The organism is Chitinophaga sp. 9-1-y, from assembly GCF_059511905.2.
Window position 1 is genome coordinate 8012916 of the sequence record NZ_CM197955.1, and the last position, 15981, is coordinate 8028896.

Below are 15981 nucleotides of genomic sequence, written 5' to 3' on the forward strand. Positions count from 1 at the left end.
AAGGAATCGTATGAAACACTGGCTGCTTTTTATAACCGCCTGGTGGTGGGCATCTGCTGTAGCTGCACAGGATGTATTTACCTGTAAAAATGTACAGTTATCTTTTTTTTCTTCCTCCCCCCTGGAAGATATTGAAGCGAAGACAGATAAGGGGGCGGCTGCCATCAACCTGAAAACAAAAGATGTTTTCTTTAAAGTACCTGTCAGCACTTTTCAATTCAAAAAGAAGTTGATGCAGGAACACTTCAACGAAAATTATCTCGAAAGTGATAAGTATCCCTTTGCGGAATTCAAAGGCAAAATTAATGAGTCGCCGGAATTCAATAAAGACGGTACTTACCCGGTTACGGTAACGGGTATACTCAATATTCATGGTGTGGAAAAAACGTATACGGCCAAAGGTACGCTGGTGACGAAAGGCAACACCATTACCGTTACGTCTGACTTCAAAGTGCGTGTAGCCGATCACGGTATTAAAATTCCTTCTTTGGTAATACAAAATGTGGCAGAGGTAGTAGCCGTAAAGGTAAATGCTATTTATACTCCATACAGTAAATAAGTTTTTTCTATGAAAATAGTCTCCATATTGGTGTTAGGCTGTATGATCAGCTGGCAGGTACAGGCACAAAACGGCCTCGACAAACTCTTCGACTCCACCGGTGTTACACATACCAGGGTGCGGGACACGTATAAGTCTACCCGTATTGTACAGGGACAATCTACCGAAATGCTTCGCAAACATGAGCTGGACTTCCGTGTGGCACACCGTTTCGGCGATGCCGGCGGTGAATTTGGCGGCACCAAAACGTTTTTCGGTACCGATAACTCTACCGATATCCGTATTGCCTTTGAGTATGGCATCAGTGATAACCTCATGGTAGGTATCAGCAGAAGCAAAGGCAGCGGGGACTTACAGCAGTTATATGAAGGGCTGGTAAAGTACCGCTTCCTGCAGCAAACAACGGATAATTATATCCCGGTATCACTGGCGGTATTTGGCAATGCGGTGATCAGCGGGATGCCTTCCAATGCGGACGTGGCATCTGCCGCGCATTTTGCGGATGGGTCAGACCGGTTGATGTATGTAGCGCAGGCCCTGGTATCCAGGAAGTTTGCCGACAAACTATCCCTTACCCTGATGCCTACTTATGTACACCGTAACCACGTTGGTTACCAGGATATGAATAATATGTTTGCCCTGGGGGCCGCTGGCCGGCTGAAACTCAGCAAGCGCCTGGGTTTACTGGCAGAATATTATTATCCTTTCCGGAGCACCGCCAGCAAGGATAATTTTAAATCCCAGGGAATCAACTTTTATAACCCGCTGGGCCTGGGCCTGGAAATCGAAACCGGCGGCCATGTGTTCAGCATTACCTTTACCAACTCCACCGCTATCCTGGAAAACCAGTTCATTCCAGCCACTACCACTTCCTGGCTACAGGGACAATTCCGCTGGGGATTCAATATTTCCCGTAGATTTACGTTATTCGGGAAGAAAGATTGGAAAAAATAAAATGCCGCATACATGAAAATTCCTGGTTAGCCAAAATTGCAGCCCGCTCCATGCGGGTGCAGTCTGTAGCCATGGTCCTGGGACGCACCATTCACCTGTATGGAGCGTCCCGGGAACGCTTTTTATCAGATGTTTCGTGGATGAGGCATGAAGCTTGTCATGTGAAACAGTACCAACAGCTGGGGTTTTATGGTTTTTTGTGGAAATACCTGGCACAATACCTGCGTAAAGGCTATTATAACAATGAGTTGGAAATAGCGGCAAGAGCTTCAGAGGGAGATCCCGACATACTCAACGATATTGAAATAGTTTAAAGAATCGTTAAAGTAGGGCTTCTGGTATATTTTTTCCAGCCACTGGTTTTATTTTTCTTATTTTTACGTTAAAGGTTGATTTTATGGTTAAGAAGGTAACAGAGGGCATCACCATCAGCGTGGAAACATTCTACCAGCCGGATTATTCTAATCCTATTGGAAGCGAATTCATGTTTGCTTACCGTATTACCATTGAAAACAATAACACTTTCCCTATTAAATTGCTCCGCCGGCATTGGTACATTATCGATTCCAACGGAACACACCGCGAGGTGGAGGGAGAAGGTGTGGTAGGCGTACAACCATTGCTGGCCCCCGGTGAAACATACCAATACGTCTCGGGATCCAATCTTCGCACGGAGATCGGTAAGATGTACGGTACTTATCAAATGGAAAACCAACTGGATAAGAAAATACTGGAAGTTAAAATTCCGGAGTTCCAGATGGTGGTTCCATTCAAATTAAACTAGTTCCTGTCTTCGTTTAGCCTGTAAATCTATCGGGGCCTGTATTTTGAGGCTTTGAACAATTCCATTACATCTTTGGATTCCATCAATTGCTGCAAGGTAACTTCCTTGTGATCTTCCATGTACTTTTTTACAATCTGCCATCCAACAAAATTGGCAATTTTACCCGGTGATCCTTCGGGCATCCCCTGTGTAGATGGGCCATCACCCGTAAAATGAGTGATCTGTTGCCAATCCGTGGAGTATACCAGGTTATTTTGTATGAAAAACTGCCAGATCATTTGCTCGTTTTCCCGGCACCAGTCCAGTTGGCTTTTCGTATATCCCAGCTTGATAGTATCGGGTGTTTCCGGTAATACTTTGTCCAGGAAATACTGTTGTTTACCAACTTCCATCATTTGTTCGATGAGGTTACCGTTTTTCCGGGCAGGCGGATACATTTGTTGCTGCAGCACCTGCATACAGTTCACCGCCACATATTGGGGTGTAAACCGATGGATCATATAATCGGGGTAGTCGGGGATCATGGCATACGGTGGAAAGTCTTCCCCCATATACATATCCAGCCCGATACCGAGTATGGAATCTACTGTAATGGCGCCATAATTGGCTATCCCCGAAATAAAGGAGACTACCTTAGGGGGATGAAAGGAAGGAATATAGTATTTGGTATACCGGAAACACTGTGCCAGCTCTTCTTTCAGCTTGTCGCCATTACCATATTTGGCGGCTACGGCTCTCTCCAGCTGACGGAAATCCGGGGTGGTCAGGAACAGATGTAGTTGTTTTTGTACCGCTGCGCTACTGTCGGAATAAGCGCCCAGGTTCATGATATCCGTCACATACAGGGGCAGGAATACGGGGAAAGCAGCATGTAGCTTTTCCAGCCCGGTCTGTACCTGGTTGGTATCGATAGTAAACAGGGCGGAATCGAAGCGCGACAGACTAACGGTCATGGGTATATGACTTACGTCCGGGGCTTTTTTGCCGGAATTGCAGGCTGCAGTACCCAACAGGGCAACGAAGCAACTTATCAGCAGGGTATATTTATTAATGTAACTTTGCATCACTCTTAAAACTCATCTAAGGTAAAATTATTATTTACCTTGTATTATAAAAAATTATGAACTAGCATCATACTATGAAGAAGATCATCATTTTGCTGACTATTATGGGCATAGCAAAGGCAGGTATGGCACAGGATGGCTATAGTACTTTCAGAAGTAAAGTAAAGCTTGGATTTACCGTGAATCCACTGGTTTCTATCCTGAAGCCGCAGGAATCCGGTGTAAATCGCACGGCTGCCAAAGCAGGACTGAATTTCGGGCTGATGGCGGATTTTAACCTGAATGAAAGAGGTACTTATGCATTGTCGTCGGGCTTCCAGGTGTTGCTGGCGGGCAGTAAACTGAAATATGATGCGGGCAAAGGACTGAATGATTATAAAGCCAATGCGGCAGAATATAATATGAAGCTGACCTACATTGAAATTCCGGTAGCCCTGAAGCTAAAGTCCAACACAGAACAGGAAGGCGTTGACTTCTGGGGCGAATTCGGTACTTACCTGGATTTTCCGGTAAGTGGCCGGGCGAATGTGATATCCATGGGTAACACCTATGACCGGGTAAATATATTACCGGAAATGAACCGGATTAATATAGGGATGTTATTGGGTGCAGGGATAGAATATCCACTGGGCAATAACCTGAAAGGCATGGCAGGTATTACTTACCAAAACGGATTTGTAGATGTTACCCGCAACGCCAAATGGAACGACGGAAGAGTAAATATGAATAGCTTTGCACTCAGATTAGGGGTGTTTTTCTAGCTATTAGCCATTAGCTTTTAGCTATTAGATATTCGCTTCAATAGCTTTATGCTTTTAGCTTTATGCTTTCTGCTTAAAAAAATATTTATGAAAATTATACTGGCGCAACAGAATTATCATATCGGCAATTTTGAGAAAAATACGGCCAAAATTATTGAAGGCATTAACGCTGCCAAAGCACAGGGCGCGGATCTGGTAGTGTTTTCCGAATTATCTGTTTGCGGATACCCTCCCCGTGACTTCCTGGAATTTGAAGATTTTATTGCACAGTGCCATCATGCGATTGATGTGATTAAAACACATACAAAAGACATCGCTGTATTGGTAGGTGCCCCGGCCCATAATCCGCAGCGGGAGGGCAAGGACCTGTTTAATGCTGCCTGGTTTTTATATGAAGGAGAAATAAAACAGGTAGTACACAAAACATTGCTGCCTACTTACGATGTATTTGACGAATATCGCTACTTCGAGCCTGCCTATGAGTGGAACATTATTCCTTTCAAAGGTAAAAAGCTGGCCGTAACGATTTGTGAAGATATCTGGAACCTGGGAGATAACCCGCTGTACCGCATTTGTCCAATGGATCAGCTGATTGCACAGGAACCGGACATAATGATTAACCTGTCTGCTTCTCCCTTTGATTATGAGCATGATGAAGATAGAAAAGCCATCATTCTCGCTAATGTATTGAAGTATAAATTACCAATGCTATACTGCAATACAGTAGGCTCTCAAACGGAAATTGTATTTGACGGAGGCTCCCTCATGTATGATGCAAAAGGCAATATCATCAAACAACTGCCTTACTTTGAAGAGGCCATGGGCGCTATTACATTGGAAGAACTGACGGATAACCAATTGCCGCCTGTCAAACCCCCTGAAGCAGCTCCTTTAACAGAATTGTTGTTTGACCACAATATTGATCGCATTTATGATGCCCTGGTGATGGGGATCCGGGATTATTTTGGGAAGATGGGCTTTACCAAGGCTATCCTGGGATCATCAGGTGGGATAGACAGCGCTGTAACACTCGCCATTGCCTGCGATGCGCTGGGGAAGGATAACGTGAGAGCGGTGCTGATGCCGTCTCCCTACTCTACCGAACACTCTGTAGATGATGCGGTGGCCCTGTCTGAAAACCTGGGCAATCCTTATGATATTATTCGTATCAATGATATTTACGAAAGCTTCCTGGCAACGCTGGAGCCGTATTTCAAAGGATTACCGTTTAACGTGGCAGAGGAAAATACGCAGTCACGCATTCGTGGTAACCTGTTGATGGGATTGTCTAATAAATTCGGGTATATCCTGCTCAATACCTCTAACAAAAGCGAGTTGTCTACCGGCTATGGTACCTTATATGGAGATATGGCCGGAGGGTTATCTGTTTTGGGAGATGTGTATAAAATGCAGGTTTATTCCCTGGCCCGGTATATTAACCGGCAAAAGGAAATTATACCGGTGAATATTATTGATAAAGCGCCATCTGCGGAGTTGCGTCCTGATCAGAAAGACAGCGACAGCTTACCGGATTACGCCATACTCGATAAAATCCTTTATCAGTACATAGAACGCCGTCAGGGACCTAAAGAGATAGTAGCAAAGGGCTTTGACGCGGCATTGGTTTCGCGGGCCTTAAAAATGGTAAATACCAATGAATACAAGCGGAATCAATTCTGCCCTATTATCCGGGTATCTTCCAAAGCCTTTGGGGTGGGAAGAAGAATGCCGATAGTGGGAAAATACCTGAGCTGAACCAGCTTTTAGCTTTTAGCCGTTAGCTTTTAGCAAATGCAGTAGAGATCATACTATGTGATCTTCGTTATATGATCTCTGCTGCATTTGCTAAAAGCTAACGGTTAAAAGCTAAAAGCTATTTTTCTATCTTTGCTAAAATTTGAACAAAATCACATGTTACAAGTACCGTTTATACGTCAAAATAAAGAGTTTGTCTTAGAGCGTCTGGCCTTTAAAAACTTTAAGGACCTTGATGTAGTGGAAGAAGTGTTGGCACTGGACGACAAACGCAAGAAATTAACCCTTGAATACGATGATACACAGGCGCAGGTAAATAGTTTATCCAAAGAAATAGGTAAGCTGATGAGCCAGGGTAAAAAAGAAGAAGGAGAAGCACAACGCGCAGCGGTAGCCGCTTTGAAAGAGCGTCTCGGGCCTGTGAATGAAGACCTGAATGCTACTGAAAAAGCATTGCAGGATGCGCTGGTAAAACTTCCCAACCTGCCTGCTTCCATGGTACCTGCCGGTAAAACACCGGAAGAAAACGTAGAAGTGCGTAGCGGTGGTAAAATCCCGGATCTGTATGACGGTGCTGTTCCTCACTGGGACCTGGCCAAACAGTACGACCTGATTGACTTTGAACTGGGTAATAAAATCACCGGTAGCGGTTTCCCGGTATTCAAAAACAGGGGCGCCCGGTTACAACGTGCGCTGATCCAGTATTTCCTGGATTACAATACCAGCAACGGTTATATGGAGTATGCTCCGCCATATATGGTAAATGAAGCATCTGCATATGGTACTGGCCAGCTGCCAGATAAAGAAGGCCAGATGTATCATGCCACAGAAGATAACTACTACCTCATTCCTACCGCGGAAGTACCGGTAACGAATATCTATCGTGATGAAATCGTAAAAGATACAGACCTGCCTATCAAAATGACGGCCTATACGCCTTGTTTCCGCCGTGAAGCAGGATCTTATGGTAAAGATGTACGCGGATTAAACCGGGTACACCAGTTTGATAAAGTAGAAATAGTACAGCTGGTGCATCCGGATAAGTCTTTCGAGGCGCTGGATGAAATGATTGCACATGTAGAAAACCTGCTGAATCAGCTGGAACTGCCTTATCGTATTCTGCGTTTATGCGCCGGGGATATGAGCTTCACTTCTGCTATCACCTACGATTTTGAAGTATACAGTGCAGCACAGCAGAAATGGCTGGAAGTGAGCTCTGTAAGTAATTTCGAAGCATATCAGACTAACCGTATGAAAATACGTTTCAAAGAAAATAATGGTAAACCACAGCTGGTACATTCCCTGAATGGCAGCTCCCTGGCATTGCCGCGTATCCTGGCTTGCCTGCTGGAAAATAACCAGACAGTGGAAGGCATACGGATACCTACTGCGCTGCAGAGCTATTTTGGCAGCCATATGATATAAGGAAAAATTACGAATTACGATTTACGAATTACGGATTTGTGGGGAGATTATAACGAATAATATTCGCGTTTACTATCTACCCACAAATCCGTAATTCGTAAATCGTAATTCGTAATTTTTTCAAAAAGCACCCATTCTAATGAAACATTTCCTGCCCAACGGCGATGAACTCATCATTCGTCCTCCCGAAATCAATGATGCCGCCGCTTTGTTAGCCAGCTTTCAGCGCCTGACGGAGGAAACGGATAACCTGCTTTTTACCCCATCCGAATCATTGGAACTGGATGTCCATTCTGAAGAAGATTATATTCAATCTTATCTCGATAATCCACATCAATTATTGCTGGTAGCCACTGTAAAAGGACGCATTATAGGCTCTTTAAATGTGAATCACAGCGGTTTGCATAAGAAAGCCCACACGTCAGAAATGGGCATTGCCGTGGAGCGCCCCTGGCAGAATATGGGCATTGGCCGCCGGCTGATCACCGCCATGTTGCGGTGGGCTGAAGGACGACCCGGATTAGCCATGATTTATCTCCATGTTTTTTCACCCAATGATAAAGCCATGCAATTGTACCGCAACTTCGGATTCCAGGAGTGCGGACGCCAGCCTGCGGCTATTTTGCTGAAAAGTGGGGCCTATGCCGACCTGGTGACGATGTACCTCCAGGTAAAACCACTACCGTAATTTCTCCCGAATACGATTAATTTTAAGGTCTAAATGAATCAGTATGGATCGATATGACCGTCAGACCCGTTTGGAAGGATTTGGCCCACAGAAACAGGCATTACTGCAACAGGCGAAAGTACTCGTAATAGGCGCCGGAGGCCTCGGCGTACCGGTATTACAATACCTGACCGCCATGGGCGTAGGGACCATCGGCATAGTAGAGCACGATACCGTGAATGTAACCAACCTACAAAGACAAGTGTTGTACACCACCGCCGACCAGGGCGCCTCTAAAGTACAGCTGGCTGCTGCCCGCCTGCAACAACTAAATCCTGAAGTAAAGCATATCGTGCATGATACCTGGCTGACTACCGATAATGCACTGACCTTGTTTCGCGCCTACGATGTAATTGTAGATTGCTCTGATAATTTTGGTACCCGCTACCTGGTGAATGATGCTTGTGTAATTACCGGCAAACCACTGGTGTATGGGGCTATCTACAAATATGAAGGACAAGTGAGTGTGTTTAACTACCAGGAAGGCGCTACTTATCGCTGTGTTTTCCCGGAAGCACCGGAAAGCGGAGAAATGCTGAACTGTAATGATATCGGCGTACTCGGTGTTTTACCCGGACTCATAGGTTGTTACCAGGCCAACGAAACCGTGAAAGTAATTACCGGCATTGGTACGCCGCTGCGGAACCAACTGATGACGATCGATACCTTGCATAATACCCAAATGGTGTTTAATATTACACCGATAGCAGCTAATCGTCAGATGACTACGCTGCAACATAATTATCAACAAACAGTTTGCGAAATGAATGGCGTACAATCCTTGTCTGTACAGCAATTAGCCGAATGGCTGCAAAAAGATACCCGCTTTATGTTGCTGGACGTGCGGGAAGAAGATGAATGGGAAATATGCCATATTCCGCAGTCCGTGCACATTCCTATGGGACAGGTATTACAACAAACTGCTGCCCTGCCGGCAAACGCTCCGATAGCGGTGCTTTGTCATCATGGTATGCGAAGCCGGGCCGTAGCGCAACGCTTAACAGACCTGGGTTTCAACCAGGTATATAATGTGGAAGGCGGTATTCATGCCTGGGCCTGTACAATTGATGATCAGATGCAAACTTACTAACCGTGATCACAGAACTCTGTTTACTTTTTTTCCTGGTAGCACTGGCTTACTCAGCAGCAGGTTTTGGCGGCGGCTCCAGCTACCTGGCTATCCTGGCCTTGTGGAGTGTAGATTTTCAGTTGATGAAATCTACGGCGCTATTATGTAATGTGGCAGTAGTGATTGGCGGGGTATATCATTTTTACAGGAATGGGCATCTGCCGCTGAAAAAGGCCTGGCAGTTGTCGTTGGTGAGTGTGCCGTTGGCTTTCCTGGGAAGTTATTTACCCATGAAGCAGGCCACTTTTTTCCTGGTATTGGGTATTGCGCTCACGCTGGCTGCACTGGTGATGTGTTACCGGCTGTTTTTTGAAAAAGAAGAACCAATTATTCCTGCCGATAAAGGCAGAGGAATGGCATATGGTATTATTGGTGGGGCCATCGGCCTGTTGTCTGGTATGACAGGCATTGGCGGCGGCATTTATTTATCGCCGGTGTTGCGTTTGGGCAAGTATGATACGGCCAAAAATATAGCGGGGCTGAGCAGCTTTTTTATTCTCGTGAATTCTATTGCGGGTTTAGCCGGGCAGGCCGCCAAGCACGTGATTGTATTTGACTGGAAGTTTACAGGGCCCTTGCTGCTGGCTGTGATTGCCGGCGGACAAATAGGCGCGTTGCTCAGTGCAAAAATATTGAAACCAAGATGGGTGGCTGGTGCTACCGCTGTCTTAATTTTATATGCCGGGGTGAGAATGTTGATAAAGTAAGTTAACCTCCGATGATGGACATGCTCTCCATGTTTTTCCCGGTATGATGCTGCGCTGCGGCAAACCCATCTGCAAACCGGCCATGGATAGCGGCCTGGATGGCCGGCAATACCTGTGCTGCATTGTGTTGCAACAGTTCCTTTACCTGTAATACATCGTTACCATAGAGGCAGGTTTTTACGCTACCGGTAGCGGATATACGAAGTCGGTTGCAGGTACCGCAAAATGTGCGGCTATAGGCAGGGATTACGCCAATGGTACCTTTATGCCCCGGAATGCTGTAGTTGAGAGAAGTGGCGTGTGGCGCATCGTTTAATTTTTGCAACGTATATATGTCGCTGATAGCATCCAGTATTTTATGATAGTTCCAGGTAATACCGGAAAAGCTGTGTCCCTGGCCATTGAAAGGCATTTCTTCTATAAATCTTACTGACAAGGCATGGTCGCGGGTGAGCGCGGTGAACGCGGTGAGTTCATCTGTATTCACATGCTCCATTACTACTACGTTTATTTTTACCTGCATATGGTGCAGTAATAAACTTTGGAGTGTATCCATGACCGTAGTAAAGCGGTTGCGCCGGGTAATTTGCGTAAAACGATCTGCCTGTAAGGTGTCCAGGCTTAGATTGATGTTAGTAATTCCCAATTGTTGCAATGCCGGAATAAACGATTGCGTGAGTACGCCGTTGGTAGTGATGGCAATTTCCCGGATGCCGGGTATCATTTTTATTTTTTCCAACAATGCCATCAGGCCGGGGCGGAGAAAGGGCTCGCCGCCGGTAATTCTTACTTTGGAGATGCCCGCCGCTGCCAATATTTGCAGTAACGAAAGGATCTCCCCGTCTGTTAACAATGCAGCCCGTTGTACAAAATGCATGTCTTCCGGCATACAGTAGGTGCAGCGAAGGTTGCACCGGTCTGTTACCGATAATCTGACGTAATCAATAGTGCGATGATGGGCATCTGTGAGCATTCTTATCAGCAATTTTGGCCGGCCATCGGATTATCGAACGACTGGCTTTCGTCTTCGTTTCTTTCGGTCAGGCATTTGAAATCTTTTTCTACCAGGATTTTTAATTCTGATCCATCGGCATTGGGCAAGATGAGTTCAAACCCTACCTGCTCTGGTGCATACCATTCCGTGAGGCTGGTATTGGGCAGCAGCAGGTGAACGCCATCATGTTCCAGCTTAATCACCGGATCTGTAATATCTTTCCCCCGAACACAAAAATGCAGGGTACCTGCACCGATGTGGGTGATGGACTCCACTTTACCGGTTGATTCCAGTAGTTCTACATCTGTCTTATCCAGGCGATACCGGATGCTGTTGCCTCTTAGCCGTATTTTCATAAAAAATGATTTAAGCGCCGGTATTAAAATTACTACTTTATCGGGGCTATATTGTAGTTTTAACGAACAATTTAATGACTATGGGGATATTATTGTTTGGAGCAGCAAAGGATATTGCCGGGGTACCGGTACTGGAAAAGCCCGCACACATTAACGATGTGGCGGCGTTGAAGGCCTGGCTCTATGAAGTATACCCTTCCCTGCAACAGCTGAAATCCATGATGATAGCGGTAAACCGTAGTTATGCTGCTGATAATATGTTTGTCAGTGACCAGGATGAAATAGCGGTGATTCCGCCGGTGAGCGGTGGTTGATGCCATCATACCAGGTAAAATAGTTAGTAGTTTTTAGCAGCGAAAAAAATGGAAGTACTCATCAATATCAAAGAAGTAATTACAGTGCAGGAAGCATTGGATTTTATACAGTCGCCGGAATGTGGTGGCCAGGTTATTTTTAGTGGTACGGTGCGGAACCATACCCAACAAAGAGCGGTGCTGAAACTGTTTTACGAATGTTATGAAGCGATGGCAATTTCCGAAATGGAAAAAATTGCTGCGCAGGTAAAAGAAAAGTGGGCCATCCAGAAACTGGTCATGCTGCATGCAGTAGGTGATAAATATCCGGGCGATATTGCGGTGGTGATAGCCGTTGCAGCCGCACATCGCGGTATTGCATTTGATGCCTGTGAATATGTAATAGATACCCTGAAAGAAACAGTACCTATCTGGAAAAAGGAATTTTTTGCAGATGGGGAAATTGGGGTGTAAGCAGGCAATACAGCCCGGGCGCGATATCCCAACTTAATGGGGCCCTGCAGGAAAAGGAGTCTGTCTCCCTATAATCCCAAATTTAAAAATACTGTTGCTTTTTCTTCCGGTGTATTGGCATTAAATTGCTCTGTGGCATAAGGATTTTCTATGATGGCTATATCCGTGTTCAACATGGTTTTGCGGGGGCAATTTTTGCCGGCAGCTACATTTTGCGCCAGCATCGCCAGCCCGGCAGGTTCCCATATAGCGATGAGTGGCTCCGGTAATTGATTAAACGGGCTGATAAAACTAGTAGCCGCCTTGCTGGTATTTCTTGACCGGATGAGTAATTCCAGGCTTTGCCGGCTGATTAGCGGCAGGTCGCAGGCAATCACCAGCCAGGCCGTGTTGGGTTGGCGCGCATGCGCACTGAGTAACCCGGCAGAGGGGCCACCATAGGGCACTGTATCAGGTATCAGATGGGCATGAGCAGTAAAATTCTCCCGTTGTTCTTCCCGGCAGGAAATATATACTTCCGGCAGGATGGATTGCAACAGGTGTACAAGGTATTGCCATTGTGGCATGCCATGATACTCAATACTACTTTTATCTTCCTGCATGCGGGTGCTAAAGCCACCGCAGAGCACCAGTCCTTTTAAGGGTGCATTATCTCGTATAGTCATGTTTACCGCCTGTTTTGCTGATCAGTTTGGTTTCCCGGATTACCATTTCCTGTGTAAGCGCTTTACACATATCATAGATAGTAAGGGCTGCTATGCTGGCGCCGGTAAGCGCTTCCATTTCCACGCCCGTTCTGCCCGTGGTTTTTACGGTACAGCGGATCACCGCTTCGCTGCCTTCCAGTTGTATGTTTACATCACAGCCATCCAGCAGTAAGGTATGACAAAGCGGGATGAGTTCCGGTGTTTTTTTAGCGGCCATAATGCCTGCAATGATGGCGGTTTGAAATACGCCGCCCTTGCGGGTTTGTATGTCATTCCCCTGGAATTGGTCACGCACCACCTGCGGTAAAAAAACACGACTCTCGGCAATGGCTATACGATAAGTATTCAGTTTGCCACTGATATCAACCATCGCAGGTTGACCGGTTTCATTGAGGTGAGAAAAACCTCCACTTGATTCATTGGACATAAAAGCATAAATTTAAAGCAATTCACCTTTTACAAAAGTAACTCAAAATGATGTTGACTGTAGCTGCTGCATTTAACGCCGTGATGCAAACTGTGCGGGACCTGGGTACGGAAACGATACCTTTCGAGTCCGCCACCGGCCGTATTTTGCGGGAGCCCATACTGGCCGACAGGCCCTTTCCGCCCTTCGATCGTATTACGATGGATGGCATTGCCGTGAATTACGAAAGTTTTGCACGGGGGCAACATATTTTTGGGGTGGAAGACATACAGGCGGCGGGTACACCGCAGTTGCAACTTGCCAATACGGCCAACTGCATAGAAGTGATGACCGGCGCCATTTTGCCGGACATGACGGATACCGTTATCCCTTACGAACACCTGACCGCCTCTGAGCATGAGGGTTTTAGGCGGTTCACCGTACATAAAACGGTTAAAAAAGGACAAAATATTCACAGAATAGGCTCCGATATCGCTACTGGTGCCGTACTCATCCCTTCCGGCACCCTCATTGGTCCTGCCGAGGCAGGGGTACTGGCTACGGTAGGGAAAACCATGGTGCAGGTGAGTAAACAACCCCGGGTGGTATTAATTGCTACCGGCAATGAACTGGTGCCAGTACACGCTACTCCTGCGCTGCACCAGGTGAGGATATCTAACGTATACAGTATGCTGGCCTCACTCGAGCAAATGGGTATCAAAGCCCGCTATATACATTTGCCCGATGAAGAAGCTGCCATGCACGAACAACTGGGGGCACTGCTGCCAGAAACGGATATCTGGATTAGCTCTGGTGCCGTGAGCGCCGGAAAATTTGATTATCTCCCGGCGATATTACAGCAATTGGGCATGCAGCAGGTATTTCATAAAGTGCAGCAACGTCCGGGAAAACCTTTCCTGTTTGGACATTTCAACAACGGTCCGGTAGTGTTTGCCTTGCCAGGCAACCCGGTATCCGGATTTATGTGTTTTTACCGCTATGTACAATCCTGGATAAATGCTGCTATGGGCGCCACTTTGCCGGCGCCTGTATATGCACAGTTATCAGAGAAAGTGATTTTTGATGTGGCATTGGAATATTATTTGCCCGTGAAATTGCAATCAGCGCCGGATGGCAGGATGATCGCTATCCCGCAGCCATACCAGGGTTCCGGCGATCTGGCCAGTTTGTTAAAGGCCGATGCTTTTCTGACCCTGCCGTTGGAAGACCAGGTTTTTGAAAAAGGGAATAGTTATCAAGTATGGAAGTTTCGCTAAGCGGTATTACACCCCCAACAGTCAGGCATATACGTTAACACCGCAAATATCCCGCAGCCGCCGGTTTCCGCGCACGCGTCCTTAACCCGTTAAACCCGTACTTCATTTAATAGTCTTATTATAAATTAATGCTTATGGCCGAAGTTGCCCACAAAATTCAGTTGCAACATCTTGCCTGGCGCGCTGGCTTTGGAGAAACTCTTCCGGTTATCTCAGACTGGGACACCCGCAGGCGAAAAGAACTGGTGAATAAAGTACTCATTGGCCGCACCAGGAAACACATGACCTCCGTAGATGTGATGGATGCTGATGACTTTCCGGATACCAGGAAACGTAAAGACATGACACCGGAGGAACGGAAGAAAGTGCAGCAGATGAATACACAGGGCATCAAAGATCTTAACGTGGCCTGGGTAACTTCCATGATCAATACAGAACATCCGCTGCGAGAGAAAATGAGCCTTTTCTGGCATGGACATTTTGCCTGCCGCACACAAGATGTATTATATAATCAGCAACTGCTGAACGTTATACGGGATAATGCCCTTGGCGATTTCGGCGACCTGTTAAGCGCAGTGTCTAAAAGTCCGGCTATGCTGCAGTTCCTCAATAACCAGCAAAATCGCAAACAACATCCCAACGAAAACTTTGCCCGCGAAGTCATGGAGTTGTTTACTTTAGGCAGAGGTAATTATTCTGAGAAAGATGTGAAAGAAGGCGCCAGGGCCTTTACCGGATGGGGATTTGATGAAGAAGGCAATTTCGTATTCCGCGAAAAACAACATGATGACGGCATCAAAACCTTTCTTGGCAAACAGGGTAATTTTAATGGAGATGATGTACTGAAAATACTGCTCGAACAAAAGCAGACTGCCAGGTTTATTACGGCAAAAATTTATCAATACTTTGTCAGTGAAACACCCAACCAGGAGCATATCCAGGATCTGTCGGAGCAATTTTATCAATCTGGCTATGACATCAAATCATTGATGCGCGCAATATTTATGGCCGACTGGTTTTACGACAGCAGCATTGTAGGGAATCGTATCAAATCGCCGATAGAGCTGCTGGTAGGCATTCGCCGTACCATTCCCATGACTTTCGAAAAAGAAGAAACAATGTTGTTGTTTCAGCGCGTACTGGGACAACTGCTTTTTTATCCACCTAACGTAGCGGGCTGGCCTGGCGGCCGTAGCTGGATCGACAGCTCCAGCCTGATGTTCCGGCTGCGCGTGCCACAGGTGATCCTGTATTCCCAGGCATTTAATGTGATGCCGAAAGAACTGACGCCGGAAATGGGCGACGGCAGTAACTATAAGATGACCCTGCAAATCAACGATTTCCTCAAAAATCAATTTGCGAAAAAAGTAAAAGCAACAATCGACTGGAACCCATATATACAAGGCTTTAGCGACGTGCCGCGGGAAAATCTGGCCAATGAAATTGCGGGGATTCTGCTGCAACAGTCCAACCAGATTGACCGGCCATTACTGGAAAAATATGCTGACAGCAGCAGTCGCGAAAACTATATTAAAACGGTGACCATTGATGTAATGAGCACACCGGAATATCAACTGTGTTAGCTGTTAGCCTTTAGCTCTTAGCTTTT

The 15981-nt window shown here is 46.2% G+C and carries 19 protein-coding genes; 14 read left to right on the top strand and 5 right to left on the bottom strand.

The genetic code is table 11. From position 1 onward, the window contains the following. The first annotated feature begins 10 nt into the window (after nucleotides 1-10). From AC5ZC7_RS32015 to apaG, 4 genes are all read left to right on the top strand, one after another. Nucleotides 11-559, top strand: a complete 549-nt coding sequence (locus tag AC5ZC7_RS32015; protein ID WP_496161305.1) for a YceI family protein — start codon at nucleotides 11-13, stop codon at nucleotides 557-559. A gap of 9 nt (nucleotides 560-568) precedes the next feature. After that, nucleotides 569-1513 carry a DUF5777 family beta-barrel protein gene (locus tag AC5ZC7_RS32020; protein ID WP_496161304.1) on the top strand — a complete coding sequence of 315 codons (945 nt, stop codon included), beginning with the start codon at nucleotides 569-571 and terminating at the stop codon, nucleotides 1511-1513. After that, nucleotides 1501-1827 (top strand): DUF4157 domain-containing protein, encoded by a 327-nt coding sequence (locus AC5ZC7_RS32025; RefSeq protein WP_496161303.1) that lies wholly within the window; start codon nucleotides 1501-1503, stop codon nucleotides 1825-1827. The genes AC5ZC7_RS32020 and AC5ZC7_RS32025 overlap by 13 nt, the downstream gene beginning before the upstream one ends. Before the next feature lie 83 nt (nucleotides 1828-1910). Beyond that, nucleotides 1911-2297, top strand: a complete 387-nt coding sequence (gene apaG, locus AC5ZC7_RS32030; RefSeq protein WP_106526994.1) for a Co2+/Mg2+ efflux facilitator ApaG/CorD — start codon at nucleotides 1911-1913, stop codon at nucleotides 2295-2297. A gap of 26 nt (nucleotides 2298-2323) precedes the next feature. On the opposite strand, the gene gldB is transcribed toward apaG, so the two are convergent. Next, the gene (gldB, locus tag AC5ZC7_RS32035; RefSeq protein ID WP_496161302.1) at nucleotides 2324-3361 is read right to left on the bottom strand and encodes a gliding motility lipoprotein GldB; all 1038 of its coding nucleotides are present in this window, start codon (nucleotides 3359-3361) and stop codon (nucleotides 2324-2326) included. A 74-nt stretch (nucleotides 3362-3435) separates the two neighbouring features. On the opposite strand from gldB, the gene AC5ZC7_RS32040 reads away from it, so the two are divergent. The 6 genes from AC5ZC7_RS32040 to AC5ZC7_RS32065 all read left to right on the top strand — a co-directional run bounded on the left by AC5ZC7_RS32040 (nucleotide 3436) and on the right by AC5ZC7_RS32065 (nucleotide 9865). Then, entirely contained in the window at nucleotides 3436-4122 is a 687-nt protein-coding gene (locus AC5ZC7_RS32040) for an outer membrane beta-barrel protein (protein ID WP_496161301.1), read from the top strand. Nucleotides 4123-4209: 87 nt separating this feature from the next. Continuing rightward, entirely contained in the window at nucleotides 4210-5877 is a 1668-nt protein-coding gene (locus AC5ZC7_RS32045; protein WP_496161300.1) for an NAD+ synthase, read from the top strand. Between the two features lie 156 nt (nucleotides 5878-6033). After that, nucleotides 6034-7302 (top strand): serine--tRNA ligase, encoded by a 1269-nt coding sequence (serS, locus tag AC5ZC7_RS32050; RefSeq protein ID WP_496161299.1) that lies wholly within the window; start codon nucleotides 6034-6036, stop codon nucleotides 7300-7302. A gap of 139 nt (nucleotides 7303-7441) precedes the next feature. Further along, nucleotides 7442-7990: a GNAT family N-acetyltransferase gene (locus AC5ZC7_RS32055; protein WP_496161298.1), complete on the top strand. Its 549-nt coding sequence runs from the start codon at nucleotides 7442-7444 to the stop codon at nucleotides 7988-7990. Nucleotides 7991-8033: 43 nt separating this feature from the next. Next, complete coding sequence (locus tag AC5ZC7_RS32060; protein ID WP_496161297.1) at nucleotides 8034-9119, top strand: ThiF family adenylyltransferase; 1086 nt, start codon at nucleotides 8034-8036, stop codon at nucleotides 9117-9119. A 2-nt stretch (nucleotides 9120-9121) separates the two neighbouring features. Further along, on the top strand, nucleotides 9122-9865 hold the full coding sequence (locus AC5ZC7_RS32065) for a TSUP family transporter (protein WP_496161296.1): 744 nt from the start codon (nucleotides 9122-9124) through the stop codon (nucleotides 9863-9865). Between the two features lies 1 nt (nucleotide 9866). Here AC5ZC7_RS32065 and moaA read toward each other — a convergent pair whose 3' ends face one another. Continuing rightward, nucleotides 9867-10838: a GTP 3',8-cyclase MoaA gene (gene moaA, locus AC5ZC7_RS32070; protein WP_496161295.1), complete on the bottom strand. Its 972-nt coding sequence runs from the start codon at nucleotides 10836-10838 to the stop codon at nucleotides 9867-9869. A 5-nt stretch (nucleotides 10839-10843) separates the two neighbouring features. Continuing rightward, on the bottom strand, nucleotides 10844-11215 hold the full coding sequence (locus tag AC5ZC7_RS32075; protein WP_496161294.1) for a DUF7009 family protein: 372 nt from the start codon (nucleotides 11213-11215) through the stop codon (nucleotides 10844-10846). A gap of 80 nt (nucleotides 11216-11295) precedes the next feature. Between AC5ZC7_RS32075 and moaD the strand changes: the two genes are divergently transcribed. Further along, nucleotides 11296-11529: a molybdopterin converting factor subunit 1 gene (gene moaD / locus AC5ZC7_RS32080; protein WP_496161293.1), complete on the top strand. Its 234-nt coding sequence runs from the start codon at nucleotides 11296-11298 to the stop codon at nucleotides 11527-11529. A gap of 48 nt (nucleotides 11530-11577) precedes the next feature. Next, nucleotides 11578-11982 (top strand): molybdenum cofactor biosynthesis protein MoaE, encoded by a 405-nt coding sequence (locus AC5ZC7_RS32085; RefSeq protein WP_496161292.1) that lies wholly within the window; start codon nucleotides 11578-11580, stop codon nucleotides 11980-11982. A gap of 68 nt (nucleotides 11983-12050) precedes the next feature. Here the strand turns inward: AC5ZC7_RS32085 and AC5ZC7_RS32090 are convergent, their stop codons facing one another. Beyond that, nucleotides 12051-12647: an NTP transferase domain-containing protein gene (locus tag AC5ZC7_RS32090; protein WP_496161291.1), complete on the bottom strand. Its 597-nt coding sequence runs from the start codon at nucleotides 12645-12647 to the stop codon at nucleotides 12051-12053. Beyond that, entirely contained in the window at nucleotides 12631-13116 is a 486-nt protein-coding gene (moaC, locus tag AC5ZC7_RS32095) for a cyclic pyranopterin monophosphate synthase MoaC (protein ID WP_496161290.1), read from the bottom strand. Before moaC ends, AC5ZC7_RS32090 begins: the two co-directional genes overlap by 17 nt. A gap of 47 nt (nucleotides 13117-13163) precedes the next feature. On the opposite strand from moaC, the gene AC5ZC7_RS32100 reads away from it, so the two are divergent. Both AC5ZC7_RS32100 and AC5ZC7_RS32105 read left to right on the top strand, forming a co-directional pair. Further along, a complete protein-coding gene (locus tag AC5ZC7_RS32100; protein ID WP_496161289.1) occupies nucleotides 13164-14372 on the top strand; it encodes a molybdopterin-binding protein in 1209 nt (402 codons plus the stop codon). Between the two features lie 134 nt (nucleotides 14373-14506). Continuing rightward, nucleotides 14507-15955: a DUF1800 family protein gene (locus tag AC5ZC7_RS32105; RefSeq protein ID WP_496161288.1), complete on the top strand. Its 1449-nt coding sequence runs from the start codon at nucleotides 14507-14509 to the stop codon at nucleotides 15953-15955. Nucleotides 15956-15981 lie beyond the last annotated feature (26 nt).